This window comes from Streptococcus mitis (genome assembly GCF_000960025.1).
In the GTDB taxonomy this organism is placed as follows: domain Bacteria; phylum Bacillota; class Bacilli; order Lactobacillales; family Streptococcaceae; genus Streptococcus; species Streptococcus mitis_DH.
On the sequence record NZ_JYGQ01000004.1, the window covers coordinates 87,408 to 114,201 of the forward strand.

The following is a 26,794-nucleotide window of genomic DNA, read 5'->3' on the forward strand; positions in this document are numbered from 1 at the left end:
TCTACACTTCGGAATCCCTTACTCCTTTCTTATTCAGATAAACCACCTGAGTCTGTTTGACAAAGCCAATTTTTTCATACAAGCGCTTGGCACCTACATTGCTATCTTCCACTGCAATCTGAAATTCCTTGTCATTTTGCTCAATTAGTTGGTTGACAAGGGATTTTGCTAAGTAACTTCCATAGCCTTTCCCACGTTCAAGTTCTGATATTGCTAAACCGTAGAAGTAATTCGTATTAGTCGATAAATCTACCGTGCAAGTTCCAATAATCTGACCGTCTTTTAACAAAATATATAAGCGACTTTCTGGATCCTTCAGAGCTTCAGCGACATATCTATCCACAATCTCTCTAGATTCATGCTCTTCTGAGAATGCCTGAAGTTTTAACTGACTGATTTGCTCCTGATACGAACTATCTGCTAACAAAACTTCAAGATTAGAAACCTTTGCTAACGGATAAGGTCTTCTATCCTTACCTAACCAGGTTTCTGTATCCTCGTCCTCGACCAATCCCCAGTTACTAACAAAATCTGGATGTCGGTCTAGAAAAACACGCTCTGTCTGAAAAGTGACTGAACAAATAGAGAAAGAAGCTGTTTCTCTCTCAAAACTAGTAAACAATGCACGCGCAATTCCCTGACGGCGATGATCTGGATGAACCAGTATCGTCACTTCCACATCTTGGTCATCAGCATAGACAGTTAATAAACCAACAAGTTCGCCTTTTTCATAATAAAGGAAAAAGGCGGGCATGTTTGGGTCAAAATTAAGCATGTTAGAGAGATAGGGATCACGATAGGTACCGTCATAGTTTTGGCAACAGTTAATTAGTTTCTTCGCCTCAGATAGCTCCTCTTGGCTTAACTTGTTTCTTGCTTGAATCATATAGCTATCCTCTACAACCCAGACGATCTGTGACTGGCTTCTTTAGCCTGCTCGAGTTTATTGACGTAGTATTCCCGTTTTACTTCAACTTCGTGAATGGTTGGTTCATCCTTTTGCCCATGCACTCGGACAATCTTAGCAGGAATACCGACAACCGTCACATCACTAGGTACGTCTGCTACGACAACTGCTGCTGCACCGACCTTAGCATTTTCGCCGATTTCCACTGGTCCGATAACTTGGGCATGAGCCGATATGAGAGCTCCCTTTCGAACGGTCGGATGGCGTTTGCCACAGTCTTTCCCTGTTCCCCCAAGAGTCACCCCATGATAGAGGAGAACTCCCGTCTCAACGATAGCCGTCTCTCCAATCACCAAGCCTGAACCGTGGTCGATAAAGACACCTGAATCAATCTGGGCACCTGGATGAATCTCAATCTGAGTCCAAAAGCGCCAAAACTGACTGTGCATACGCGCCAAGAGTTTGAAGCCATGCTTCCAGAGAAAATGTGAAAGACGGTGGGCCGCCAAGGCCTTGACACCTGGATAAGTCAGTAAAACCTCCAAAGTGGTGCGGGCCGCTGGATCATTTTCTTTTACGATATCAATGGTTTCGCGCCACCATCCCATACATTTCTCCTTTTCTTATTCTGAATCTTTTGGTGTTTCTGTAAATTCTTTCTTAGGTTTGTGATCCTTGTGATGACGTGGGCGGTGAGGACGCTCTGATTTTTCACCTTTTTCATCACGTTCAGGTTTTGGAGGACGAGGAAGAAGTGCTTTCATAGAAGCATCCACACGTCCTTTTTCATCAATCTTGATAACCTTAACATCAACTTCATCCCCGATTGCTACCAAGTCTTCGACATTATTGGTACGAGTCCAAGCCATTTCAGAAATGTGAACGAGGGCATCTGTCTTATCAAAGAGGTTAACAAAGGCACCAAATTTCTCAATACGAACGACTTTAGCACGGTAAACTTCATCGACTTTAGCTTCACGGACTAAACCAGCAATAATCTCTTTAGCACGATTAATGGCATCTTGATCGCTAGAGTAGATAGACACATTTCCTTCTTCGTCGATATCAATCTTAACGCCTGTTTCAGCGATAATCTTGTCGATGGTTTCTCCACCCTTACCAATGACAATCTTAATCTTGTCCACATCAATCTTGATGGTATCAATTTTCGGAGCAGTTGGAGCCAATTCTGGACGAACTTCTGGAATGGTTGCTTCAATCACATCAAGGATTTCAAAACGCGCTTTCTTGGCTTGGGCAAGAGCTTCAGTCAAGATTTCTGCAGTGATTCCTTGAATCTTGATATCCATTTGAAGGGCTGTAATCCCGTCACGAGTACCTGCAACCTTAAAGTCCATATCTCCAAAGTGGTCTTCCAAACCTTGGATATCTGTCAAGACTGTATAGTTGTTTCCATCTGAGATGAGACCCATGGCAATCCCTGCTACTGGCGCCTTGATTGGCACACCACCAGCCATAAGGGCAAGAGTTCCAGCACAGATAGAAGCCTGAGATGAAGAACCATTTGATTCCAAGACCTCAGCTACCAAGCGGATAGCATATGGGAATTCTTCCAAACTTGGCAAGACTTGAGCAAGGGCACGCTCACCCAGAGCACCGTGACCAATCTCACGACGACCTGGCGCACCGTAACGGCCAGTTTCCCCTACAGAATATTGTGGGAAGTTATAGTGGTGCATAAAGCGTTTCTTATACTCTGGATCCAAACCATCAATGATTTGAGTTTCTCCCATTGGAGCCAAGGTCAAAACTGAAAGAGCCTGAGTTTGTCCACGAGTGAAGAGACCAGAGCCGTGCACACGAGGAAGGAAGTCAACAACCGCATCCAAAGGACGGATTTCATCAACCTTACGACCGTCAGGACGCACCTTGTCTTCTGTGATCAAACGTCGCACTTCAGCGTGTTCCATTTGTTCCAAGATTTCAGCCACATCACGCATGATACGGTCAAATTCTTCATGGTCTGCATATTTTTCTTCGTAAACAGCAGTTACTTGGTCTTTGACTGCTTGAGTTGCAGCTTCACGAGCCAATTTTTCTTCTACTTGAACCGCTTTTTGGAGGTCGCTGTTGTAGGCTGCGATGATTTCAGCCTGCAAATCAGCGTCCACATGAAGCAATTCCACTTCTGCTTTTTCTTTACCAACAGCTGCAACGATTTCTTCTTGGAAGGCAATCAATTCTTTAACTGCTTCGTGCCCTTTAAGGAGAGCTTCCAACATGATTTCTTCTGACAATTCTTTGGCACCAGACTCTACCATGTTGATGGCGTGCTTGGTACCAGCTACTGTCAATTCAAGGAGAGATTGCTCTGCTTGTTCTTGACTAGGGTTGATGATGATTTGACCATCTACATAGCCCACTTGGACACCAGCGATTGGACCGTCAAATGGAATATCTGAAATGGAAAGTGCCAAGGATGAACCAAACATAGCAGCCATTGGTGCAGAAGCATTTTCATCATAAGAAAGTACTGTGTTGATGACTTGCACTTCGTTACGGAAACCTTCCGCAAACATAGGACGGATTGGACGGTCAATCAAACGCGCTGTCAAAGTCGCATCTGTTGAAGGACGTCCTTCACGTTTCATAAAGCCACCAGGAAACTTCCCAGCCGCATACATTTTTTCTTCATAGTTGACTTGGAGTGGGAAGAAATCCCCAGTTGCCATCTTCTTAGACATAACGGCAGCAGTCAAGACAGTTGACTCACCGTAACGCACGACAACAGAGCCATTTGCTTGCTTAGCAACCTGACCAGTCTCTACAATTAACTCACGACCCGCAAAAGTCGTTTGAAACACTTGTTTTGTCATTTTAATCCCCTTTGGATTGATGAAATTATACGCCTTGCCTACAAAAATCAAGATACTAAGGGCGTGAAGAATCCCGTATGAAAATAGGAGATTGACGCAGTGTACCATGTACACCAGGAAATCTATCTTTTTCACTAGGGATTTAGCCCGGGTTCAATTACTCAAGATACAAATCATCAGAAAAGTTTGATACTAAAGCATCTAAACCTTTCACGCTAATCGCTATCAGGCAATTAGCTAAATGCTTTACTAACTCTCTCGTCAAATGATATCGATTTGACTCGCTCATATCGCTAAACCTTGCAGTTTAAATGCATTCTATTATTTAATACCCTCATCTTTGTATCAAGTACGTACAGAGTCTATTTTATCATATTTTTCTTAAAAAGTGCGGCCTTTACCATTAAAAAGGAACCATTCCCCTCACCTGAGAAGAATGGTTTGCTTTTTATTATCCTAGAGACTGGTGATTAAACAAGGCATGGGTTGCTTGGTGGATATATTTTGCTGTTTCAGCATTGTTCATAGTGTAGAGATGCATACCGGCAACATCCTGAGTTACCAAGTCCACGATTTGGTCCACTGCATAGGCAAGTCCTGCTGCTCTGAGCGACTCAGGGTCATGCTCATACTTGTCTAAGATGGCTTTAAATTTGCGTGGAAGATGGATATTCTCACAAGTCTTCAAGAGGCGGAGAGCCTGACTTCGATTCAGAATTGGCATAATCCCTGCATGAATGGGAACATCAATCCCAGCCAAGATGCACTTGTCTTGGAAATCATAGAAGCGCTCATTGTCAAAGAAAAGCTGAGTTACAAGGCTCGAACAACCTGCATCCACTTTCTTCTTAAGATTTTGAATATCTGAAATCTGATTTGGTGAATCTGGATGCCCTTCTGGATAACAAGCACCGACAATATCAAAGTGAGGGGCTTGTTCCTTGATGAACTCGATCAAGTCAGTTGCGTAGCTGAAATCCTTTTGTGGTTCCACATCTGGAATAATATCCCCACGAAGAGCCAAAATTTTCTGCACCCCAACCTTGTCCAAGTCAGCAATAGTTTCAGCCACCTTGTCCTTGGTCAAATAGATAGCCGGCAAGTGGGCAATAGTCGGAATCGCCAAGTCATTTTGGATAAAGTCAGCCAAACGGACCGTCGTTTCCTTGATATTAAATTTATTATTGCTGGCAGTTACACTGATAAAGTGGGGAGCCAACTCCTGCATATCTTGAAGAGCAGAAATAATTTTATCATTACCCACGGCTGGGTTTGGAGGGAACACTTCAAATGAGAGTGACGGTGTTTGGCGTGACATAGTCATTATCCTTTTCTAGTTGATTTTTCGTTAGCTGGATTCCTAGAATCCAAGTGAAACAGGCAGATTGACCAAACAGCGCTTCTTGAGAAATCCTATCTTACAATTTCTCACGCGCAGCTTTAGCTGCTTCAACAAGGCGGATCAAGCTTTCTTTTGTTTCTGGAATACCACGTGTTTTCAAACCACAGTCAGGGTTGATCCAAACTTTCTTGCTTGGCACTTTAGCAAGGATAGCTTCGATAGTATTATCGATTTCGCCTTCGTTCGGCACACGAGGTGAGTGGATATCGTAAACCCCAGGTCCCACTTCAGTTTGGAAGTTTTTCGCTTTGAGTTCGTCCAAGATTTCAAGGTTTGAACGGCTAGCCTCAAATGAGATAACGTCCGCATCCATGTTGTCGATAGCTGGAATGATATCTGTAAATTCTGAGTAACACATGTGAGTATGGATTTGTGTATCTGGCGCTACTGTTGAGTGTACCAAGCGGAAGGCAGGAATTGCCCAGTCAAGGTAGTCTTCGTACCAGTCGCTACGACGAAGTGGCAATTTTTCACGAAGGGCAGCCTCATCGATTTGGATGATTTTCACACCAGCAGCTTCAAGGTCAAGCACTTCATCCTTGATAGCAAGGGCGATTTGAAGAGTAGAATCCTTGATAGAAATGTCTTCACGTGGGAATGACCAGTTAAGGATGGTAACAGGTCCAGTCAACATACCTTTAACAGGTTTGTTTGTACGGCTTTGTGCATAGCTAGACCATTTAACAGTGATAGGGTTAAGACGAGTGACATCACCCCAGATGATTGGTGGTTTCACCCCACGCATACCGTATGATTGTACCCAACCATTTTTAGAGAAGAGGTAACCTGACAAGTTTTGACCGAAGTACTCAACCATGTCATTACGCTCAAATTCACCGTGAACAAGGACATCAAAGTCGATATCTTCTTGCCATTTGATCCATTCATCGATCGTTTCAGCAAGGAAAGCATCGTACTCTTCTTGAGACAATTCACCTTTACGGTAAGCCAAACGTTTAGCACGAACTTCTTTAGTTTGAGGGAATGAACCGATAGTTGTTGTTGGAAGAGCTGGAAGTTTGAAAGCTTCTTCTTGGATAGCTTCACGTTCTGCAAAGGCTGGCAAACGAGTGTAGTCTGCATCTGTCAAGCCAGCGATACGTGCACGAAGTTCCGCATTTTCACCAACACGCTCAGTCGCAAATAGTTCTTTGTTAGCTGCAAGTGCTTCTTCACCTTGACCATTGCGGATAGCATCCAAATCACGAATCTCATCCAATTTTTCAACTGCAAAGGCAAAGTGGTTCAAGATTGCTGGTTCAAATTCTTCATTAGCAGTTGTAAATGGCACATGAAGAAGTGAGCATGAGCTTGTCAAGACAATGTTTTCAGCTGGGATTTGCTCAAGAACAGCCAAGCTCTTTTCATAGTTGTTACGCCAGATGTTTTTACCATTGACAATACCTGCATAAAGAGTCTTATCAGCTGGGAAACCACCTTTAACCAATTCAAGAGTTTTCTTACCTTCAACGAAATCAAGACCGATAGCATCTACTGGCAAGTTTACAAGGTCAGTGTAAACGTCACGAATGTCTCCGAAGTAAGTTTGAAGCAAGACTTCAAGACCTTTTTTATCAGCCAAGAGTTTGTTGTAGAGGTTCAAGAAGAGAGCTTTTTCTTCAGCTGTCAAATCTTTGACAAGAGCAGCTTCATCCAATTGAATACGAGTTGCACCAAGTTCAGCCAATTTTGCAAAAACTTCTTGGTAAGCAGCCACTAAACTGTCTACGAAGTCTTCTGCTTTCACGCCTTCTTCAAAGTCTGACAATTGAAGGAAAGTGAATGGACCAACAAGAACTGGACGAGTGTTTAATCCAAGTTCTTTTGCTTCTTGGAACTCATCAAAAATCTTGTGACCTGCAAGTTTGACTTGGGTATCTTTTTCAAATTTAGGAACGATGTAGTGGTAGTTGGTGTTGAACCATTTCTTCATTGGAAGGGCGCGAACGTCCCCTTTTTCTCCTTGGTAACCGCGACCCAAAGCGAAGTAGCGCTCAAGGTCAGACAAGTCCAAGTTTTGAACTGAAGCAGGTACCACGTTGAAAAGGAAAGCTGCATCTAGGAAGTTATCATAGTGAGAAAAGTCATTTGATGGGATTTCAGTGATGCCTTTTTCTTTGACAATGTTCCAGTGTTTAGCACGCAATTCTTTTGCGGCTGCAAGGAGTTCTTCTTCTGAGATTTCTTTTCTAAAGTATTTTTCAGTTGTAAATTTTAATTCGCGGAATTCGCCCAAACGAGGGAAACCGATGATTGTAGTTGACATGATGTGTCCTCCAAAATTTGTTGTTGAAACTATCTTAACAGAAAAGAAATCATCTGTATAATTGTAAAAAATTAGGCTTTGATATAGTTTGAAACTATATCTCTGTTTTAAACAAAAGAAAAAGACTTGAAACAAATGCCTCAAATCCTTTGTGTAGCTTGTTTTATAGGTGTATTTTAGTTAGACTGGTAAAACGTGTTATTAGTAATTCTTATAAGTGACTATGGCTTGTTATTAGAAAAGACTATAGGTTGATTTTTCTTTTGTAATTCTGATATTTCCCTGAAAAGTGCGGACGGGAGCAACTTACTTCGTAATTTCATCCCTAATTTTTGAGCCAGAATGTCTCAAAAATTCCGTTCTAGATAATAATAAATTATTATCTAGAATACCACTATAGCGGGAAATATCCGCTAAAAGCTCACTTCGTTCGCACTTAATATAAATAAAGCATAATTTTTCTATATTATACACTTGAGGCACTATAACTGTTAAATTTGTTAAAGTTTTCCAACCTCTTCCTATCAACTTTTCCCCTGTTCAAGTGGGACAACTGCTAGTGTCTTTCCTAAACTGGCTAAAACTTTCAAGACTGTATCCAACTGAGGACTTGTCTTTCCTGTTTCCATCCTAGCTATGACAGGCTGGCTCACTCCACTGAGTTCCTCTAGCTTTTTCTGGCTGATTCCTTGCTCATGTCTGGCTTCAATCAACTCACTCATGATAGCCACTCGCATATCACTTTCAAGTATTTCCTCCTTGGTAAAGAGTTCTGACCGGACATCCTTCCAGTTACTCCCAATAGCACTATTCTTCATCACTTAACCCTCTTTCTTTTAAGTCCTTTAGTTCACGCTTGGTTTTTTTAAAATTATAACTCAAAAGTTATTAAAAGTAAATCCTAACATTCATAAAAAGAAGACCTTAGAAAAATTCCAAAGGTCTCATCTTTATTATTCGAAAAAATACGAGAAGAGTTATAAATTGAAGGCAATCCTTACTATTATTCCAGCTCTATCCCCTTCTCTCGGAGATTTGCCAGACACTCCTCATAGTAGGTTGCGTCATGTTCGCTGTATATAGGACTAGTCAACTTTTCCTCTACTAATTCTTGATAAGGAGGGCAGGTCTTACCACGATAGTTTTTATCCAACCACTCTGGACTGACATTATAGCCTCGGTTAGCCATCTCCTTCATGATCAAGTCATGATAGGCATAGAGACGATAGGGCGAGTGGGTAAAGACATAGTCCACCGTTGCATGCTTTCTGCCCCAGCCATTGCCACGGAGGGCACAGCACTCTCGATGTTGTCCCAAGAGTTGAGGACGGGGAAGCTGTGAAATCAAAGCCTCATGCCAAAGTCTCATGACAATCTCCTTTCAGTAAAGTCGAATGTTGCAAATAGGTATTTGGATAGCGATCAAGCAAGTCTCGAGTCTTAGTAATCAAGTCTGCCTGAGAAGCCTGACCAAATCGGTAGCGATCCAGCAAGAGCATGTAGTCCTTGCGTTCAGTCTCTGTTGCTTTCTTTTTGAAATAGCCCCAAATATGCTGAAAGACATTGCAAACCTGACCTCTATGCTTAGGGATTTGACAGGCACGATCGATCAGTTCTTGAACATGACTTACCTCCACCTCTTCATTCTTCAAGTATTGGCGGATCTCATTGTAAATATTGCTAGAATGACTCAAAACGAGGTATTTGTTTCTCGCCCAGAGTTGCTGGCAAAGGGCACGTTGGTTGTTATTCATAATTGACATTATACCATGTTTGGATTCAGAAATATCTATTCCTACTTTATAATCTTATAAAATTGCCTTTTTTAAAGCCGCTTGAAGTTCTTCATCTACTGCGTAGATATAGAGTCCATTTACTCCTCTTGTAAGTAAAACATTTAATTCATTTTTTAAAAGATCTTCACCAAAATTTTTCATTTCACCATTTTCGAGTTTCCTATTTTGAACTGCTCCTTTATTTTTACTAGCAGAGATATCAAACATAATTTTACCATCTCTATATTTAACCGATGGACCAATAATGACTCCAGCATAATTCAAATCAAAACCTTGCACAGTAAAAGTGGATCCTACTTCACCAATAGTTTGTGGTTGTTCAATCCAAGAAAGTTTAGAGTTTTTCCTATCCCTACTCAATTCTCTATTCCAAGGACAAGACCAGTCATCTATTTCCACACACCAATAATCTTTAGATTCAGGTTTAGATTGACTGCTATATTCCCAATCATAAGTTGCTATTAGCCTAGAAATCCCTAAATGACGATTCTCATCTTTTAATTTAATAGCATTCTGTAATTCCTTGGGAGAATTAAATATCTGGATATCATAGTTATTATCTTCTTTTAATTTGGTAATTTCTCTTTTATCAATAATATTTCTAATCCAACTAATTGTTGATTCACTAGCTTTTATACGCATTTGATTATTTAATTCAATTAAATTGCCAGACAGCCTCGCTTGATGTTGTAAAGTCAAAAATGAATCATCTACCCATATTTGAGATTTATTCATTATTTGATTATCATCGTACACTAAAACTACTACTTTCGATTTTGATAGTATATCCTTTAAATGATTACCACCTTGATAAGCTTGATTTTTTGCAGTCAAAAGTAAGTGTCCTTCGTCAATAACAACTATACCAGCATTAGCATCTTGCTTTTTTAGTGCGTTTAAAAACTGAGTTGGTTTCATAGCAACATCAAGAGTTGAACCACTCTTCCATTCAAGCTTTTTCTCTATTTCTTTATAGACACTCAATTGATCATCATGATTAACAACCAAATTAATTACATTATTTTCTCTTATGAAATCCGTGTCATCAGAATTTAATAGATCATCGATTAAAGAACTCATCAAAACAGTTTTACCAGCACCAGCTTCTCCTTTAACCAAGATTAAAGTTCCAAACTCGTTCTTACTAAGCGCTGATGTAATTTTAAAAATGATTTCATTTTTTGCTTTTAATTGCTCATTGGTTAATTTATGAAAAGGAGAAGATTTAAATATTGCAGAATTTCTAACTATACTTTCAGCTGGAAACAAGTACTCATTTTTTCTATTTAACGAACGCCAAATTTTTGAAAAAATTGAATCTAATTCGTGAGATGTATAATATTCATTTTGAGGATTTTCTTTTCTGTTTTGTACTCTTATGACATTAGTAACACTTGATAAATAAAGCATTAACTGGTTTTCTATATCTAGAGTTAACGACTTATTAAAATGATTGTGACCAATTACAAACATCTTCGTTGTCGGAGATTTTGCAAAATCTCTCCAATCATCTCTATTTTCTTTCTTTATATCATCCATTAAGTGTTGACTTGTTCGTCTAATTATATCAGTAGTTTCTCCTACATATACACTAAATTGATTATCCTTCTCATCGTTAACAATATAGACAACCGGATAATCAAATAAAAATTTTATCTCATTTTTATGTCCGCTAAAATTAAATTGATTTTTAAGATCTACAAGAGCATTGTTTGAATACTCTATCTCTCTTATAATTGGACTTTTTATATTAGCCATTATTTCTCCAACTCAGTATATTTTTTATTACTACCTTTGCTAATCTCAACAGGATACTTTCTAGCATTTTTTTCTAATTTTTCATCAATAATATTTTCAATATCTAAATTTAGATTATCTGCTAACATAATAGAATAAATAAAAACATCAGCTAGTTCCTCTTTTATTCTTTTTAATGATTTACTGGTAACATCTTTTGATTCTTTCCATTGAAATAATTCTAAAAGTTCACTAGCTTCTAATGAAATAGATATAGCTAAATCTTTTTCATTATGAAATTTTCTCCAGTCACGATCATCTCTAAATTTATTAATTTTTTCTATTGTTGACTTCATTTAATTTCTCCAATATGAATTTACTTATACACATTATATCATGAAACCAGTTCTTAAATTTTATAAATGGAATAAAATTAGGCTTAAATTCTTGAGCTTCACTCTACCAAAAACAATCAAATCCCCTTTCTCCTCCAAAATATGGTATAGTAGAGTTATACTATCTACGAGGAGTTTACATGTCACAGGATAAACAAATGAAAGCTGTTTCTCCCCTTCTGCAGCGAGTTATCAATATCTCATCGATTGTCGGTGGGGTTGGGAGTTTGATTTTCTGTATTTGGGCTTATCAGGTTGGGATTTTACAGTCTAAGGAAACCCTCTCTGCCTTTATCCAGCAGGCAGGTATCTGGGGGCCACCTCTCTTTATCTTTTTACAGATTTTACAGACTGTCGTCCCTATCATTCCAGGAGCCTTGACCTCGGTGGCTGGTGTTTTTATCTACGGTCACATCATCGGGACTATCTACAACTATATCGGTATCGTGATTGGCTGTGCTATTATCTTTTATCTGGTGCGCCTCTACGGGGCTGCCTTTGTCCAGTCTGTCGTCAGCAAACGCACCTATGACAAGTATATCGGTTGGTTGGATAAGGGTAATCGTTTTGACCGTTTCTTTATTTTTATGATGATTTGGCCCATTAGTCCAGCTGACTTTCTCTGTATGCTGGCCGCCTTGACCAAGATGAGCTTCAAGCGCTATATGACCATCATCATTCTGACCAAGCCCTTTACCCTCGTGGTTTATACCTACGGTCTGACCTATATTATTGACTTTTTCTGGCAAATGCTTTGACACATAAAAAATCCGTTTGGTTTCCCAAGCGGATTTTGTACTTTATTTTGAAACTTCTTTTGCAAGGACAAAGTTCCCAAGTGTGGCAGAACCATTTCCTGCGACTGCTGGCGTCACGATGTAGTCACGCACATCTGGTACTGGTAGGTAACCATTGAGAAGAGATGTAAATTTCTCACGGACACGGTCCAGCATGTGTTGTTGAGCCATGACCCCTCCACCAAAGACAATAACGTCTGGGCGGAAAGTCACTGTCGCATTAACCGCAGCTTGAGCGATATAGTAGGCTTGAACATCCCAAACAGGGTTGTTGAGTTCAATGTTTTCCCCACGAACACCTGTACGAGCTTCCAAACTTGGACCAGCTGCATAGCCTTCCAGACATCCCTTATGGAAAGGACAAACACCCTTAAACTCTTTTTCAATGTCCATTGGGTGTCTAGCAACATAATAATGACCCATCTCAGGGTGACCCACACCACCGATAAACTCGCCACGTTGGATGACACCTGCACCGATACCTGTACCGATTGTGTAGTAAACCAAGTTTTCAATACGAGCACCAGCATTGTTACGGGCAACCACTTCACCATAGGCAGAGCTGTTTACGTCTGTAGTGAAGTACATTGGCACGTTGAGGGCGCGACGAAGGGCACCAAGCAAGTCCACATTTGCCCAGTTTGGTTTTGGAGTTGTTGTGATAAAGCCATAGGTTTTTGAGTTTTTATCAATATCAATCGGACCAAATGAACCAACTGCAAGACCAGCAAGGTTATCGAATTTCGAGAAGAACTCGATGGTTTTATCGATTGTTTCGATTGGAGTTGTTGTTGGAAATTGTGTTTTTTCTACAACGTTAAAGTTTTCATCACCGACAGCACAGACAAACTTTGTACCGCCTGCTTCCAAGCTTCCATATAATTTTGTCATGATAAACCTCTTGTTTTTATTTTCTTTATTATAGCATATTTCGAAAGGCTAAATTTCTCTATTTTTTAGATTTTCCTCTGTAAATCTTACCATTCAAGCAAAAACGAACAAACATGTCATTTGTTCGTTTTCATTTTGAGAGGGAATATTGTACTCAATGAAAATCAAAGAGCAAACTAGGAAGCTAGCCGAAGGTTGCTCAAAGCAATGCTTTGAGGTTGTAGATAAGACTGACAAAGTCAGTTACATATATCTACGGCAAGGCGAAGCTGACATGGTTTGAATTTGATTTTCGAAGAGTATTAGATTTTCACTTCAATAACAGCATCCCCCTTAGCAACTGAACCTGTTGCGACTGGAGCTACTGAAGCGTAGTCAGCTGTATTTGTAACGATAACCATTGTTGTATCATCAAGTCCAGCTGCAGCGATTTTGTTTGAGTCAAATGTTCCTAGAACATCGCCAGCTTTAACCTTATCACCTTGAGCAACTTTTGCTTCAAAACCGTCACCGTTCATTGTTACAGTGTCGATACCAACGTGAATCAAAACTTCAGCACCATCAGTTGTTTTCAAACCAAAAGCATGTCCTGTTGGAAAGGCAATTGAAACTTCAGCATCAGCTGGTGCATAAACCACACCTTGACTTGGTTTCACAGCGATACCTTGTCCCATAGCTCCGCTTGAGAAGACTGGGTCATTGACATCAGCAAGAGCTACAACATCACCGACGATAGGAGTTACAAGTGTTTCATTTTGAAGGGCTGCTGGAATGTTGCCAGTTGTTTCTTCTTGAACCAAACGTTCTGTAGCCGCTTCAGTAGCAACTTCTTCTTCGTCCTCATAACCAAACATGTAAGTAAGGGCAAAACCAAGGGCAAATGATACAGCTACCATAAGAAGGTATTGTGGAAGTTGTCCGTTACCAACATAAAGCATTGTACCAGGGATGATGGTGATACCATTACCAGTACCAGCAAGTCCAAGGATTGATGCCAATCCACCACCGATTGCACCAGCAATCAATGAAAGGAAGAATGGTTTACGGAAGCGCAAGTTTACCCCGAAGATAGCAGGCTCTGTAATACCTAGGAAGGCAGAAAGAGCAGCTGGGAAAGCAAGTGTTTTCAGTTTTGGATTTTTCGTTTTAACACCAACCGCAACAGTAGCAGCACCTTGAGCTGTCATAGCAGCTGTGATGATAGCGTTGAATGGATTAGCATGGTCAGCAGCAAGCAATTGAACTTCAAGCAAGTTGAAGATGTGGTGCACACCTGACACGACGATCAATTGGTGAACCCCACCAATCAAGAAACCACCAAGACCAAATGGCAAGCCAAGAATTGCTTTTGTACCAATAAGGATGTAGTTTTCAACGACGTGGAAGACTGGTCCAATGACAAAGAGTCCAAGGATAGACATGACCAAAAGTGTCACGAATGGCGTTACTAAGAGGTCAATCACATCTGGAACAACCTTGCGGACAGCTTTTTCAAATTTAGCTCCGACAACCCCGATGATGAAGGCTGGAAGAACAGAACCTTGCAAACCAACAACAGGAATGAAACCAAAGAAGTTCATAGCTGTTACTTCACCACCTGAAGCAACCGCCCAAGCGTTTGGAAGTGAGCCAGAAACAAGCATCATACCAAGAACGATACCAACGGCTGGATTTCCACCGAATACACGGAAGGTTGACCACACAACCAAACCTGGCAAGATGATGAAGGCTGTATCTGTCAAGATTTGAGTGTAAGTTGTCACATCAGCTGGAAGTGTCATTCCAAGAGCAGTCAAGAGACCACGCACACCCATAAAGAGACCTGTCGCTACGATAACTGGGATGATTGGAACGAAAACGTCACCGAAAGTACGGATAGCACGTTGGAACCAGTTCCCTTGTTTAGCAGCTTCTGCTTTCATGTCATCTTTAGATGATGTTGGCAAACCAAGTGCAACAACTTCATCGTACATTTTGTTGACTGTACCTGTACCAAAGATGATTTGGTATTGACCTGAGTTAAAGAAAGCACCTTGAACTTTATCCAAGTTCTCAATCACTTCTTTATTGATTTTTCCTTCATCTTTGACCATGACGCGTAGACGAGTGGCACAGTGAGCTACACTGTTGACATTTTCACGTCCGCCCAAGGCATCGATGACTTTTTTTGCAATTTCCTGATTGTTCATTTGCAAAAATCTCCTTATATAAAATTTTGTTATTGTTTGAAAGCGATTTTATCCGCCCTACGACTATTATTTTATCATGTTTTAGAAATATGTCAAGCGTTTTGCAGAAAAAATATTCTATCCACTTAGTAGGCATGCTTTAGTTTGATTGCTTTTGACTGTTTTAGCAGGAATGTCTTAAAAAACAAGTTTGAAATCTTAGTTAAAAGGTTTTTGTTTCATTATCTTTCATATTTTCCTGAAAATGTGATTGATTTCCTGCATTTATTTTATGACAAACGTTTGACAGTTTTTTCTCTTTTTTAACATAAAAGGCTTGCTTTTTTTTCCGAAAACGGTTACTATTAAATGTGATAAGATTTTTGGAGGAATGAATGAATGGAATGGACTACTGAGCGTCGTTACAGACTTTATCAAGATTGGACGCAAGAAGAAATTCAACATATAAAGGAAAATATGGCACAATCTCCATGGCATACTCATTACCATGTTGAGCCAAAAACAGGACTTCTCAACGACCCAAATGGCTTTTCTTACTTTGATGGCAAGTGGATCCTCTTTTACCAGAATTTTCCTTTTGGTGCAGCCCACGGTTTGAAATCTTGGGCACAGCTAGAAAGTGATGATTTGATTCACTTTAAAGAAACTGGAATCAAAGTTTTACCAGATACTCCATTAGATAGCCACGGTGCCTACTCTGGTTCTGCCATGCAGTTTGGCGATCAGTTATTCCTATTTTATACGGGAAATGTCCGCGATGAAAACTGGATCCGTCACCCGTACCAAATCGGTGCTTTGATGGACAAGGATGGCAAGATTACGAAGATCGACAAGATCTTGATCGACCAGCCAGCAGACTCTACTGACCACTTCCGTGATCCGCAAATTTTTAACTTCAAGGGCCAATACTATGCTATCGTCGGTGGACAGGACTTGGAGAAAAAAGGCTTCGTCCGTCTCTACAAGGCTGTAGACAACGACTATACAAACTGGCAAGCCGTTGGCAACCTTGACTTTGCTAACGACCGTACTGCCTACATGATGGAATGTCCAAATCTGGTCTTTGTAGGGGAACAACCTGTCCTTCTCTACTGCCCACAAGGATTGGATAAGAAAGTTCTAGACTACGATAATATCTTTCCAAATATGTATAAGATTGGGGCTTCCTTTGACCCTGAAAATGCTAAAATGGTAGATGTCTCTCAACTTCAAAACATGGACTATGGTTTCGAAGCCTATGCAACTCAAGCCTTCAACGCTCCTGATGGACGTGCTCTAGCTGTTAGCTGGCTTGGCTTGCCAGATGTTTCATATCCATCTGACCGTTTTGACCACCAAGGAACCTTCTCTTTGGTCAAGGAACTCACTATCAAAGACGGCAAGCTCTACCAATACCCAGTCGCAGCCATCAAGGACCTTCGTGCCTCTGAAGAAGCCTTCTCAAACCGTGTTCAAACCAAGAACACATACGAACTCGAACTCAACTTGGAAGCCAATAGCCAGAGCGAGATTGTCTTACTTGCTGATAAAGAAGGCAAGGGACTTTCCATCAACTTTGACCTTGTAAATGGTCAAGTGACAGTAGATCGTAGCCAGGCTGGTGAACAGTATGCCCAAGAATTTGGAACTATTCGTTCTTGCCCAATCGAGAATCAGGCTACTACTGCTACAATCTTCATCGATAATTCTGTCTTTGAAATTTTCATCAATAAAGGAGAAAAAGTATTTTCTGGTCGTGTCTTCCCACATGCGGACCAAAATGGGATCCTAATTAAATCTGGAAACCCAACTGGAACTTACTATGAATTAGATTATGGTCGCAAAACTAACTGATGTCGCCAAACTTGCAGGCGTCAGCCCTACTACCGTTTCTCGGGTTATCAATAAAAAAGGCTATCTATCTGAAAAAACCATTCAAAAGGTCAATGAAGCTATGCGAGAATTGGGCTATAAACCCAACAACCTGGCTCGTAGTCTGCAAGGAAAATCAGCTAAGTTAATCGGTTTGATTTTCCCCAATATTTCCAACGTTTTCTACGCAGAATTGATTGACAAGCTGGAACATCAGCTCTTCAAAAATGGTTACAAGACCATCATCTGCAACAGTGAGCACGATTCCGAGAAGGAACGCGAATACATCGAAATGTTGGAAGCCAATCAGGTGGACGGTATCATTTCTGGTAGTCATAACTTGGGAATTGAAGACTATAATCGCGTGACAGCACCGATTATTTCCTTTGACCGAAACCTGTCTCCAGACATCCCTGTCGTCTCCTCTGATAACTATGCTGGTGGGTTCCTTGCTGCTCAGACCTTGGTTAAGACAGGCGCCCAGTCTATCATTATGATTACAGGTAATGACAATTCCAATTCGCCAACCGGACTGCGCCACGCTGGTTTTGCATCTGTACTCCCAAAAGCTCCTATTATCAATGTTTCCAGTGACTTTTCTCCCGTCAGAAAAGAAATGGAAATCAAGAATATCTTGACTCGACAAAAGCCAGATGCCATCTTTGCTTCAGATGATTTGACAGCTATTCTGGTTCTTAAAATTGCTCAAGAACTGGGCATTTCTGTCCCAGAAGAGCTTAAAGTCATCGGCTATGATGGGACCTACTTTATCGAGAATTATTATCCTCAATTGGCTACTATCAAGCAACCTCTGGAAGAAATTGCCTGCCTCACTGTTGACCTCCTCTTGCAAAAAATCGAAGGCAAGGAAGTCGCGACAACTGGTTACTTTTTACCAGTTACTCTTTTACCAGGAAAAAGCATTTAAGCACAAGAAAACTCAGACTGAATTTGTCTGAGTTTTTTTATGATCTTAAGTTTTCGAGATAGCGCTGGGCTGTCTCTAGGTTAAAGGTTTTATCTGCGATGAGGCGCTCGACTAGGGGAGCTACTTCGGCCTCACTGGCACCTGCTAGGAGTGCCAAGGATTTGGCCTGCAATTTCATGTGACCTTGCTGAATCCCTGTGCTGACCAAAGCTTTGAGGGCCGCAAAGTTTTGGGCTAGTCCGATAGAAACAATAATCTGAGCTAATTCTTTGGCAGAAGGATTTCCCAGTAATTCATGACTAAGGGCCACACGAGGGTTGAGGCCGATAGAACCACCCTTGGTCGCTACAGGCATGGGCAAGGTCATCTGACCGACCAATTCTTCTCTTTCAAGGTCCAGCGTCCAGCTACTAAGACCTTGGTAGCTTCCATCTTGACTGGCAAAGACATGGGCCCCTGCTTCAATGGCACGCCAGTCATTACCAGTAGCAATCAAAATGGCATCAATGCCGTTAAAAATCCCTTTATTATGGGTGGCTGCTCGATAAGGATCAGCCTGCGCAAACTGACTAGCCAACGCAATTTTCTCCGCAATTTCTCGTCCTTGTTCCTTTTGACGACTCAAATAGCGAAAGGCGATGCGGCAGCTTGCCGTCACCAAAGAATCGGTCGCGTAGTTGGACAGAATCCCCATAAGACTTTGTCCCTGACTGAGTTCTTCTAAGACTGGCTTCAAGGCTTCCAGCATGGTGTTGAGCATATTGGCTCCCATGGCTTCCTGGGTATCGACATGGAGATAAACAACGAGAAAGTCTGTTTCACCTTTAACCTGCTCGACATGCAGATCACGCGCCCCGCCCCCGCGTTTAACAATGGAAGGATAGGCTTGATTGGCAAGTTCCAAGAGCTCAGTCTTTTTGTTTGTAATCTTCTCTTGAGCTTGTTCAGGTTCAGCAACTTGATAAAGAGCTACCTGCCCAATCATCTGACGCTTATGGACTTGTGTAGTAAAACCTCCTGCACGCTTGATGATTTTGCTGGCATAGCTGGCCGCAGCAACCACTGAGGGCTCTTCTGTCACATAGGGAACTGTGTATTCCTGACCGTTAACGAGAACCTCTGGGACCAGCGAATAAGGCAGAGAAAAAGTTCCCACTACATTCTCACTCAGCTGGTCTGCCACAGTCACACTCATCTGTTCATCCTGCTCCAAACTCCCTTGTCTCTCAGGACTAAGGAGCGCCTGAGCTTTTAACAGCTCGAGGCGCTCTTGGTATGATTTTTTAGAAAATCCATTCCAACTTATCTTCATTATTTTTCAACCTTGCTATAACGGCGTTGGTGGTCAACAATTTCAACCAAGGCAAAATCTTGATTTTCATAGCCAGCAAACTGGGCAGAATTTGTTTCATCTAAGTCTACTTCCTCATAGAAGACTTTTTCATAGTCTGCAACAGATAGGGCAGTTCGTTGGTTGAGCTTGTTCAAGCGGTCTTTATCCAAATAAGCTTCATATCCTTCAACCAATTCACCACTGAAGAACTCAGCCACAGCACCACTTCCGTAACTATAAAGGGCAATTTTATCCCCAGCCTTCAGGCTATCTGTATTTTCCAAGAGAGACAAAAGTCCAAGGAAAAGTGAACCTGTGTAGATATTCCCCACCTTTTGACTGTAGAGAATAGACTGGTCAAAATGGTTTTGCAAGAGGTCTTTTTTCTCTTGAGGCAAGTTCTTATCCATAATTTTTTTCAAGCCTTTTAGCGCTAATTTAGGGTAAGGCAAGTGGAAGCAAACAGCTGCAAAATCATCCAAAGTAAGCTGATAGCGTTTTTGGTATTCAAGCCAAGTCGTTTTCAAACTATCCAAGTATTGTTGGGTAGAATAAACACCATTTACATAAGGCGTTGTAGAGTAATTTGGACGCCAGAAATCCATGATATCACGGGTCTGAGCCACATTGTCATTATTAAAGGCCATAATGCGTGGATTTTGTGTAATCAACATGGCCACACTTCCAGCACCCTGAGTGGGTTCTCCTGGAGTTTCAATACCGTATTTGGCAATATCACTGGCAATGACCAAGACCTTGGACTCTGGAGAATTTTCCACATGCAATTTGGCATAATGAAGGGCCGCTGTCGCTCCATAGCAGGCTTCTTTAATCTCGAAACTACGAGCAAAGGGCTGGATGCCCAGCAAACCATGCACAAAGACGGCCGCAGCTTTACTTTGGTCAATTCCTGACTCGGTAGCCACAATGACCATATCAATTTCTGCTCTTTCTTGCTCAGTTAAAATAGAATCACTTGCACTGGCCGCCAAGGTCACGATATCCTCAGTTAGGGGCGCAATACTCAATTCCTTGAGTAAGAGTCCTTTGCTTAATTTTTCAGGGTCAATTCCCCTCGCTTCTGCTAAGTCTTGTAATTTCAAGACATATTGACTGGTCGCAAAACCAATCTTATCAATACCGATTGTCATATTTACCTCTGTTTTATCATTCATTGTAAAAAATCGTTCTATACTATTTTATCACAAATAGCATTAAAAGAGAGAAAAAAGACTTGATTCACCAAATCAAGTCGCTTATTATTCTAACCATTATGCTGTTTTCGTAAGTAGGAATAAAGTCTAAGAATCACTGTTCCGCTAGCCATTCCAATGGAAATCACCAAAGCCAACATAACAACCAAGGTTGCACTAGCAATGGCATGACTGTAATCTCCCGTCACAAAAAAGGCAGTTGTCCGATAGGAGAGATAACCCGGAACCAGAGGTGCCAAGATGGCCAAGATAAAGACCACAGCAGGCGTCTTATAAAGAATACTTAAAATCTGGCTGACACAAGAACCGATAATAGCCGCAATAAAAGTAGCCACAATAACATTGGTCGGTTCCTTGAGCAAGAGATAGATTAGCCAGACAGCCATACCCAAAATCCCTCCAGGCAAGAGCATAGAGCGTTGCACATTGAGTACAATTAAAAAAGTGATAATAGCAAGAAGACTTGCTACTGCTTGTAATAAAAAGGTTGTTAGTGTCATATTAGTTCATCAATACCAAGGCGACAGAAGTTCCCGCCCCTAAAGCAAGGGTAATGAGCAGGGATTCAAACATCTTACTCATACCAGAGTTTATGTGGTTGGTCATAATATCACGAACCGCATTGGTCAAGGCAATCCCTGGTACAAACGGCATGACCGCACCAGCTATAATCAAATCTGCTGTTGAGGGAAAACCTGTGTAGCGAGCCCAAAACTGGGCAATCATCCCAAAGACAAAGGCTCCAGCAAAGGCCGTTACAAAGGGAATTCGGATAAACTTCTCCACATAGAGGGAAAAGGCAAAACCAAATAAGGTAGCCACTCCTGCCCCAAGTGCGTCGTAGATATTTCCACTAAACATAATTGAAAAGAAAGGAGCACTAAAGGTCGCAGCCAGAGTTACCTGCAACTTAGTATAAGGAAGGGGCTGGTCTTGCAAAGCCGTCAATTGCTTGAAGGCTGTCTCTAAATCAAGATTTCCTCCTACCAACTGACGAGAAATCTGGTTCACATCACAGACTTTTTCAATATTATAAGAAGAGGAAGTCACGCGTTTCATTCGCGAAATATTGGTATTTTCAATGGAGAAAAAGATAGCAGCAGGCATGGCAAGAACATTGCAATCCACAATCCCCTGCGAATGCGCAATACGGATCATGGTATCTTCTACACGATGAATCTCTGAGCCACTTTTGAGAAGAATGGTTCCAGCTAACATAATCACATCGATGACGGCATTTAATTCTCTTGATTCTTCCATGCGTTCCTCCTTTTATCAACTCCTTCTATTCTATCACAAATCCGGACTCAAAAAAAATCTTTGCCATGAAATCATGACAAAGATTCTAGTATCACTATGGATTATCTGGGGAAGTATCTCCTCGTTGTGAATTACCTTGCGAGTTTCCTTGTGTTGGGGAGGTTTCTGCATTCCCCGGCTCGTTAGGTTTCCGAGAAGAACTAGACGACGAAGAGGATGAGGATGAAGAAGTTGAAGAAGAACGAGTCGGCTTCGCTTTATAAATAGAAATTTTAACACGAGTGGTGTTCAAATCTACCTTTTCACCCGGTTTTGGACTTTGCTCTACAACAGTCCCCTCAGCAGTTCCTTCAGGAGCTTTAGACACTTCTACAACTTCGATATTAGCTTTTTTAATGTCATATATCTCTGTAAGATTATTGACTGCAAATTCTCGACTAGAACCAATATAGCTTGGCATTGAAATAGAATTCACCTTCTTAGCGACTGTCAAAACTATTTGAGTTGCCTTGCTAAGATCATAGGTTGTTCCCTCCGGTAAACTTTGTTTCATGATTGTACCGGCTTCGATTTCGTTGGATTCTTCTTCCTCAATCTTAATCAGATTTTCTGGAACCTTCTTACCCTTCAATTCTGCCACTACATCACTGGACTTTCTTCCGAGATAATTTCCGAGTTGGAAAGACTGCTGACCAGAAGACACAATCAAATTAATTTTTGTTCCTTCTTTACGTGTTTTACCAGCTTCAGGGTCTGTACGAATAACCCGACCTTCTTCAACCTTATCACTGGCCTCTGATTTTTCTTCACCAACCTCAAAATTGGCTTTTTTTAGAGCCTCTTTAGCCTCTGCAACCGTCTGACCTGCCACATTTGGAATAGCAATGGTAGCAGGCGTTCTATATAAAATCCATACCAAGGATGCCACAACCAACAAGAAGGTCGCAAATAAAATTGGATAACGTGCTTTCATACGACGACGTTTGGTTGGCTTTGAACTAGGTACCGTTTTTTCTGTCTGATGAGGCTGAAGCTTAGGTTGAGGTCTTCCCTCTTGTACCGGAGCTTTAGGAATAGAAGTCAGAGTACTTTGTGGAACTTTAGGAAGAGTTTTAGTATCTGCCTTAGTTGCATCGTCAAAGACTAGCTTTGGTTCATTGCGACGATTATAAGACAAACTACTAGACAAATCCACATACATTTCAGCGACTGATTTGTAGCGATCTGTCAATTTCTTGGCAGTTGCCTTAATAACAACATTTTCTAGAGCCTGAGGCACAGATGGATTTTCAGCTATAACCGATGGCAGTGGTTTCTGGAAATGCTGGAGGGCGATGGTCACTGCACTATCCCCATCGTAAGGAATATGACCTGTCAGCATCTCATAGAAAATAATCCCCATGGCATAGATATCACTCTGTACAGTTGCTTTAGAACCACGCGCCTGCTCTGGAGACAAATAATGAACCGAACCCAGCATTGAGTTGGTCTGAGTCAGACTGGTCTCTGCAAAGGCTACTGCAATCCCAAAGTCTGTAACCTTGGCAGTCCCATCTGGGGTCAAAAGGATATTTTGCGGTTTCAAATCCCTATGAACAATTCCTCGAGTATGGGCTAAGCGCATAGCCAAGAGGATTTGTCCCATGATTCGAATCGCTTCTTCATTTGAAAGAGGGTGATGTTCCTTGATATAGCGTTTGAGGTCTAATCCAGCAACATATTCCATTGCGAGATACTGTTGTCCCTCTTCTTCACCGATATCTGTAATCCGAACGATATGAGGATGGTCCAGATCTGCCATGGCTCTCGCTTCCCGCTGAAAACGAGCCACTGCAATAGGATCTGTTTGGTAGTTGGTCCTCAGGACCTTCACTGCCACTTCTTCACCGTCCAAAATCAAATCCTTGGCCAAATAGACATCTGCCATGCCTCCTCGACCAATTTGTTTGATAATCCGATACCGCCCGGCAAAAATCTTGCCGATTTGGATCATTCTGTTGCCTCCTCATTAACAGCAATAAGGGCAACTGTGATATTGTCTAAACCACCTGCATTGTTGGCAAAACGAATCAAGGTTGCTGCCTTATCTGCCAAAGAAATATCGCTGGTTACAATATCAGAAATCTCACTGCCTGAAATCATATTTGTCAAGCCATCACTATTGAGTAAGAGATAGTCTCCCGGCTCAAGGGTAATCATTCCAAAATCAGGCTGAATTTCATCTTTTTGACCAATAGATTGAGTAATAATATTTTTCTGTGGATGGCTAGCAGCTTCTTCAGGTGTCAATTGACCAGCCTTGAGCAATTCATTGACTAAAGAATGGTCGCTCGTTAACTGGTGGTATTCTTCTCCACGAATCAAACCAATACGAGAATCTCCGATGTGAGCATAAATAGCCTGATTATCAATAATGGCTACAGCCTCAAGGGTTGTTCCCATTCCTTTATAGGCTTCATTTTGTCCCAATTGGTTAATCCTTTGATTTTCAATCTCAAGGTTGTTAGCAAACCATTCACGCACTTCATTAACTGTATCGATTTGAGTATCTACCCAAGCTACACCTAGGTCTGTTACCGCCATTTCACTAGCGATATTCCCTGCACGATGACCTCCCATACCATCAGCTAGGATAATCATGGTACGTCCAGCTCTATTGACATAGTGGTTGACATAGTCTTGGTTATTTGTTCGTTTCTGACCAACATCTGTTAATAATGAAATTTCCATGTGTTAGTTCCTTCCTAATCCGATATCTTGCGAAATTGACTGATGAAGAATCCATCACTTCCATACAATTCAGGTGTAATGAGGATACAGCCATCTTTCATGATATCCTTACATTCATGTTCTAGTGTTACCTGCTCAAATTCAGGATGACTTTCTAAAAATGCCTGTACGACTTGAAAGTTCTCCTCTGAGACAATAGTACAGGTACTATAAGTTATTATACCACCTTTGCGTAGTGTTTGACAAACACTACCTAATATTTCTAGCTGAATTTCCTGCAAGGACGCGAAATCTGCCGTTTCTTTATTGTATTTGATGTCTGGTTTTCGGCGCAGAAGACCGATTCCTGAACAGGGAGCATCCACCAAAATCTTATCAAAAGAATCCTGACCAAAAAACTCATGTACCTTTCTGGCATCCAATTTTTGCCTTTGAATCCGATCTGCAACCCCTAGACGTTGGGCGTTTTCTTGAATTAAGTCCAACTTATGGTCGTACAAGTCCAGAGCAGTAACCTGACCTGTCGTGAGATAAGAGGCTATATGGGCTGTTTTCCCACCCGGAGCAGCACAGGCATCTAGAACCTGCTCATGCCCTTTTAAATCAAGCGTCGGAGCAACCAGCTGACTAGACTCGTCTTGGATAGTAATAGCCCCCTCTGAAAATAGGTCATGTCCCGCAAAGTGGCCTTGCTCCTTAACCAGACCAGAAACAGACAAAGGTGAAGCACTGGCCTCCAACAAGGTTTGGATTTCCTCTTTTCGGTTTAAATCAGTCACACGAATACTGGCCTTGTTGCGCACCAAAAGACTTTCAAAAATAGCTTGCGCTCGCTCCTCTCCGTATTCTTCCTTGAGCTTGGCAACTAGCCAAACTGGGAGAGAATAGGCAATGGAATCACGCTTGTTTTTTCGTTTGATGCTGGTGATATCTGGCCAGCCTTCACGTAGAATACGACGAAGGACGGCGTTGACCAATTTTTCACTGCCTTTTTTACGGACTTTGGCCAATTCTACTGCTTCATTGACCACAGCATGGTCTGGAATCTTGTCCAAATAGCGGAGTTGGTAGGCACTCATGAGGAGAAGGACGTAGAGCCAGCTGTCTAACTGATCTCTGTCTTCGATAAAGTGGGATAGGTACCATTCCAGAGTCAGTTTACGGGCTACCGTTCCATAGACCAGCTCGGTCGCCAAACCCTTGTCTGCTGCTGAAAGTTGGCTTCCCTTGAGATGCTTATTTAAGGCGATGTTTGAGTATGCTTGGTTGATAAAGACATCCTCTAATACTGCTAGGGCTAGACTTCTAGCTGTTTCTACTTTAGTCACCAAATCGTTCTCCTACTGTCAATGTCCGTCCAACACCGTTGAGGAAGGAAGCAATGTCCATCTTAGGTTTGCCTGCTGGCTGCACTTGTTTGAGAGACAGAGCTCCTACTGCCGTTGCGACAATTAATTCTTTCTTGCCAATAGAGAGGATTTCACCTGGATTTCCCTGACCTTCTACTGACAAGGCTTCATAAATTTTAAAGCGGTCGCCTTTAAGGAAAGTGTGGGCAACAGGCCAGGGGTTCATTCCACGGATTTGGTTAAAGAGTTGGCGATTGCTTTTAGTCCAATCCAGTTTTTCTTCTTCTGGCTTGATATTTGGAGAGAAAGTAACCTGACTTGGATCCTGCGGTTCAGGTTTAATATCACCAGCAATATAGGCAGGCAGGGTATCCAGGAGCAAATCACGACCAACTAGCGCCAATTTCTCAAATAAGGTACCAACATTGTCCTCATCTGTTATAGGGATGCTGCGACGAGAAATCATATCTCCTGCATCCATTTCCTTGACCATTTCCATAATGGTCACACCAGCTTCCTCATCACCTTGAATCAAGGCATAATGGATAGGCGCTCCACCACGGTGTTTTGGAAGAAGGGAGGCGTGAACATTGACCGCAAAATCCATGCTATCAAGGAGTTTACTTGGGAGAAACTGCCCAAAAGCAGCAGTCACAATTCCATCTGCTCCAAGTTTCATAATAGCTTCCATCTCTGGACTTCCTGATAATTTTTCAGGTTGGTAGATAGGAAGTCCTGCTTCTTTGGCAGCTTGCTTGACTGGTGTCTCTTGGATCACTTTTTTACGGCCGACAGCGCGGTCTGGCTGGGTCACAACGGCTAGAATTTCGTAACGGTCATCTGTCAAAAGTCCTCTTAAGACTGTTGCTGAAAAGTCGGGTGTCCCCATAAAGATTAATTTTGTCATATCTT

Annotated in this window: 23 protein-coding genes; 3 read left to right on the top strand and 20 right to left on the bottom strand. The window is 41.6% G+C overall.

Translation table 11 applies throughout. The features are described from left to right. Position 1 precedes the first annotated feature (1 nt). From TZ91_RS07245 to TZ91_RS07290, 10 genes are all read right to left on the bottom strand, one after another. A complete protein-coding gene (locus TZ91_RS07245; RefSeq protein WP_033686507.1) occupies positions 2 to 886 on the bottom strand; it encodes a GNAT family N-acetyltransferase in 885 nt (294 codons plus the stop codon). An 11-nt stretch (positions 887 to 897) separates the two neighbouring features. After that, a complete protein-coding gene (gene cysE / locus TZ91_RS07250) occupies positions 898 to 1,515 on the bottom strand; it encodes a serine O-acetyltransferase (RefSeq protein ID WP_033686506.1) in 618 nt (205 codons plus the stop codon). 15 nt (positions 1,516 to 1,530) lie between these two features. Continuing rightward, on the bottom strand, positions 1,531 to 3,744 hold the full coding sequence (gene pnp, locus TZ91_RS07255; protein WP_033682193.1) for a polyribonucleotide nucleotidyltransferase: 2,214 nt from the start codon (positions 3,742 to 3,744) through the stop codon (positions 1,531 to 1,533). A gap of 451 nt (positions 3,745 to 4,195) precedes the next feature. Beyond that, positions 4,196 to 5,062, bottom strand: coding sequence for a methylenetetrahydrofolate reductase [NAD(P)H] (gene metF / locus TZ91_RS07260; protein ID WP_033686505.1), 867 nt, complete (start codon positions 5,060 to 5,062; stop codon positions 4,196 to 4,198). Between the two features lie 100 nt (positions 5,063 to 5,162). After that, positions 5,163 to 7,412 carry a 5-methyltetrahydropteroyltriglutamate--homocysteine S-methyltransferase gene (gene metE / locus TZ91_RS07265; protein ID WP_033686504.1) on the bottom strand — a complete coding sequence of 750 codons (2,250 nt, stop codon included), beginning with the start codon at positions 7,410 to 7,412 and terminating at the stop codon, positions 5,163 to 5,165. Between the two features lie 524 nt (positions 7,413 to 7,936). Then, positions 7,937 to 8,230, bottom strand: a complete 294-nt coding sequence (locus tag TZ91_RS07270) for a helix-turn-helix domain-containing protein (RefSeq protein ID WP_033686503.1) — start codon at positions 8,228 to 8,230, stop codon at positions 7,937 to 7,939. Positions 8,231 to 8,415: 185 nt separating this feature from the next. Next, positions 8,416 to 8,781: a TIGR02328 family protein gene (locus tag TZ91_RS07275; protein ID WP_033686502.1), complete on the bottom strand. Its 366-nt coding sequence runs from the start codon at positions 8,779 to 8,781 to the stop codon at positions 8,416 to 8,418. Further along, on the bottom strand, positions 8,765 to 9,166 hold the full coding sequence (locus TZ91_RS07280) for a YbgA family protein (RefSeq protein WP_033686527.1): 402 nt from the start codon (positions 9,164 to 9,166) through the stop codon (positions 8,765 to 8,767). Before TZ91_RS07280 ends, TZ91_RS07275 begins: the two co-directional genes overlap by 17 nt. A gap of 54 nt (positions 9,167 to 9,220) precedes the next feature. Further along, on the bottom strand, positions 9,221 to 10,966 hold the full coding sequence (locus tag TZ91_RS07285; RefSeq protein WP_033686501.1) for a DUF2075 domain-containing protein: 1,746 nt from the start codon (positions 10,964 to 10,966) through the stop codon (positions 9,221 to 9,223). Then, positions 10,966 to 11,301, bottom strand: coding sequence for a nucleotide pyrophosphohydrolase (locus tag TZ91_RS07290; RefSeq protein ID WP_004255465.1), 336 nt, complete (start codon positions 11,299 to 11,301; stop codon positions 10,966 to 10,968). Before TZ91_RS07290 ends, TZ91_RS07285 begins: the two co-directional genes overlap by 1 nt. A 179-nt stretch (positions 11,302 to 11,480) precedes the next feature. Here TZ91_RS07290 and TZ91_RS07295 point away from each other — a divergent pair, with 179 nt between their 5' ends. After that, complete coding sequence (locus TZ91_RS07295; RefSeq protein ID WP_033686500.1) at positions 11,481 to 12,098, top strand: TVP38/TMEM64 family protein; 618 nt, start codon at positions 11,481 to 11,483, stop codon at positions 12,096 to 12,098. 42 nt (positions 12,099 to 12,140) lie between these two features. On the opposite strand, the gene scrK is transcribed toward TZ91_RS07295, so the two are convergent. Both scrK and TZ91_RS07310 read right to left on the bottom strand, forming a co-directional pair. Next, positions 12,141 to 13,028 (bottom strand): fructokinase ScrK, encoded by an 888-nt coding sequence (gene scrK / locus TZ91_RS07300; protein ID WP_024057687.1) that lies wholly within the window; start codon positions 13,026 to 13,028, stop codon positions 12,141 to 12,143. Between the two features lie 302 nt (positions 13,029 to 13,330). Further along, entirely contained in the window at positions 13,331 to 15,217 is a 1,887-nt protein-coding gene (locus TZ91_RS07310; RefSeq protein ID WP_033686499.1) for a sucrose-specific PTS transporter subunit IIBC, read from the bottom strand. Between the two features lie 378 nt (positions 15,218 to 15,595). On the opposite strand from TZ91_RS07310, the gene TZ91_RS07315 reads away from it, so the two are divergent. Then, on the top strand, positions 15,596 to 17,050 hold the full coding sequence (locus TZ91_RS07315; protein WP_033686498.1) for a sucrose-6-phosphate hydrolase: 1,455 nt from the start codon (positions 15,596 to 15,598) through the stop codon (positions 17,048 to 17,050). Further along, complete coding sequence (locus tag TZ91_RS07320; protein WP_033686497.1) at positions 17,031 to 17,996, top strand: LacI family DNA-binding transcriptional regulator; 966 nt, start codon at positions 17,031 to 17,033, stop codon at positions 17,994 to 17,996. The genes TZ91_RS07315 and TZ91_RS07320 overlap by 20 nt, the downstream gene beginning before the upstream one ends. 37 nt (positions 17,997 to 18,033) lie before the next feature. On the opposite strand, the gene TZ91_RS07325 is transcribed toward TZ91_RS07320, so the two are convergent. From TZ91_RS07325 to fmt, 8 genes are all read right to left on the bottom strand, one after another. Beyond that, entirely contained in the window at positions 18,034 to 19,308 is a 1,275-nt protein-coding gene (locus tag TZ91_RS07325) for a hydroxymethylglutaryl-CoA reductase, degradative (protein WP_033686496.1), read from the bottom strand. Continuing rightward, positions 19,308 to 20,480 (bottom strand): hydroxymethylglutaryl-CoA synthase, encoded by a 1,173-nt coding sequence (locus tag TZ91_RS07330; protein ID WP_033686495.1) that lies wholly within the window; start codon positions 20,478 to 20,480, stop codon positions 19,308 to 19,310. Before TZ91_RS07330 ends, TZ91_RS07325 begins: the two co-directional genes overlap by 1 nt. A 113-nt stretch (positions 20,481 to 20,593) precedes the next feature. Then, positions 20,594 to 21,043, bottom strand: coding sequence for a threonine/serine exporter family protein (locus TZ91_RS07335; protein WP_033686494.1), 450 nt, complete (start codon positions 21,041 to 21,043; stop codon positions 20,594 to 20,596). A 1-nt stretch (position 21,044) separates the two neighbouring features. Next, a complete protein-coding gene (locus TZ91_RS07340; protein ID WP_033686493.1) occupies positions 21,045 to 21,803 on the bottom strand; it encodes a threonine/serine exporter family protein in 759 nt (252 codons plus the stop codon). 94 nt (positions 21,804 to 21,897) lie between these two features. Continuing rightward, positions 21,898 to 23,796, bottom strand: a complete 1,899-nt coding sequence (pknB, locus tag TZ91_RS07345; protein WP_033686492.1) for a Stk1 family PASTA domain-containing Ser/Thr kinase — start codon at positions 23,794 to 23,796, stop codon at positions 21,898 to 21,900. Beyond that, entirely contained in the window at positions 23,793 to 24,533 is a 741-nt protein-coding gene (locus TZ91_RS07350; RefSeq protein ID WP_033685450.1) for a Stp1/IreP family PP2C-type Ser/Thr phosphatase, read from the bottom strand. The genes pknB and TZ91_RS07350 overlap by 4 nt, the downstream gene beginning before the upstream one ends. A 14-nt stretch (positions 24,534 to 24,547) precedes the next feature. Beyond that, positions 24,548 to 25,861, bottom strand: a complete 1,314-nt coding sequence (gene rsmB / locus TZ91_RS07355) for a 16S rRNA (cytosine(967)-C(5))-methyltransferase RsmB (RefSeq protein ID WP_033686526.1) — start codon at positions 25,859 to 25,861, stop codon at positions 24,548 to 24,550. After that, entirely contained in the window at positions 25,854 to 26,789 is a 936-nt protein-coding gene (fmt, locus tag TZ91_RS07360) for a methionyl-tRNA formyltransferase (protein WP_033686491.1), read from the bottom strand. Before fmt ends, rsmB begins: the two co-directional genes overlap by 8 nt. Between the last annotated feature and the right edge of the window lie 5 nt (positions 26,790 to 26,794).

Bases quoted from the DNA above. Each gene is read 5' to 3' on its own strand.
- TZ91_RS07285 (WP_033686501.1), bottom strand. From the start codon at position 10,966: ATGGCTAATATAAAAAGTCCAATTATAAGAGAGATAGAGTATTCAAAC.
- TZ91_RS07350 (WP_033685450.1), bottom strand. From the start codon at position 24,533: ATGGAAATTTCATTATTAACAGATGTTGGTCAGAAACGAACAAATAAC.
- TZ91_RS07335 (WP_033686494.1), bottom strand. From the start codon at position 21,043: ATGACACTAACAACCTTTTTATTACAAGCAGTAGCAAGTCTTCTTGCT.
- TZ91_RS07295 (WP_033686500.1), top strand. From the start codon at position 11,481: ATGTCACAGGATAAACAAATGAAAGCTGTTTCTCCCCTTCTGCAGCGA.
- TZ91_RS07290 (WP_004255465.1), bottom strand. From the start codon at position 11,301: ATGAAGTCAACAATAGAAAAAATTAATAAATTTAGAGATGATCGTGAC.
- TZ91_RS07280 (WP_033686527.1), bottom strand. From the start codon at position 9,166: ATGAATAACAACCAACGTGCCCTTTGCCAGCAACTCTGGGCGAGAAAC.
- TZ91_RS07340 (WP_033686493.1), bottom strand. From the start codon at position 21,803: ATGGAAGAATCAAGAGAATTAAATGCCGTCATCGATGTGATTATGTTA.
- cysE (WP_033686506.1), bottom strand. From the start codon at position 1,515: ATGGGATGGTGGCGCGAAACCATTGATATCGTAAAAGAAAATGATCCA.
- TZ91_RS07275 (WP_033686502.1), bottom strand. From the start codon at position 8,781: ATGAGACTTTGGCATGAGGCTTTGATTTCACAGCTTCCCCGTCCTCAA.
- TZ91_RS07270 (WP_033686503.1), bottom strand. From the start codon at position 8,230: ATGAAGAATAGTGCTATTGGGAGTAACTGGAAGGATGTCCGGTCAGAA.
- pnp (WP_033682193.1), bottom strand. From the start codon at position 3,744: ATGACAAAACAAGTGTTTCAAACGACTTTTGCGGGTCGTGAGTTAATT.
- TZ91_RS07325 (WP_033686496.1), bottom strand. From the start codon at position 19,308: ATGAAGATAAGTTGGAATGGATTTTCTAAAAAATCATACCAAGAGCGC.
- pknB (WP_033686492.1), bottom strand. From the start codon at position 23,796: ATGATCCAAATCGGCAAGATTTTTGCCGGGCGGTATCGGATTATCAAA.
- scrK (WP_024057687.1), bottom strand. From the start codon at position 13,028: ATGACAAAATTATATGGAAGCTTGGAAGCAGGCGGTACAAAGTTTGTC.
- fmt (WP_033686491.1), bottom strand. From the start codon at position 26,789: ATGACAAAATTAATCTTTATGGGGACACCCGACTTTTCAGCAACAGTC.
- TZ91_RS07315 (WP_033686498.1), top strand. From the start codon at position 15,596: ATGGAATGGACTACTGAGCGTCGTTACAGACTTTATCAAGATTGGACG.
- metE (WP_033686504.1), bottom strand. From the start codon at position 7,412: ATGTCAACTACAATCATCGGTTTCCCTCGTTTGGGCGAATTCCGCGAA.
- TZ91_RS07245 (WP_033686507.1), bottom strand. From the start codon at position 886: ATGATTCAAGCAAGAAACAAGTTAAGCCAAGAGGAGCTATCTGAGGCG.
- TZ91_RS07320 (WP_033686497.1), top strand. From the start codon at position 17,031: ATGGTCGCAAAACTAACTGATGTCGCCAAACTTGCAGGCGTCAGCCCT.
- metF (WP_033686505.1), bottom strand. From the start codon at position 5,062: ATGTCACGCCAAACACCGTCACTCTCATTTGAAGTGTTCCCTCCAAAC.
- TZ91_RS07330 (WP_033686495.1), bottom strand. From the start codon at position 20,480: ATGACAATCGGTATTGATAAGATTGGTTTTGCGACCAGTCAATATGTC.
- TZ91_RS07310 (WP_033686499.1), bottom strand. From the start codon at position 15,217: ATGAACAATCAGGAAATTGCAAAAAAAGTCATCGATGCCTTGGGCGGA.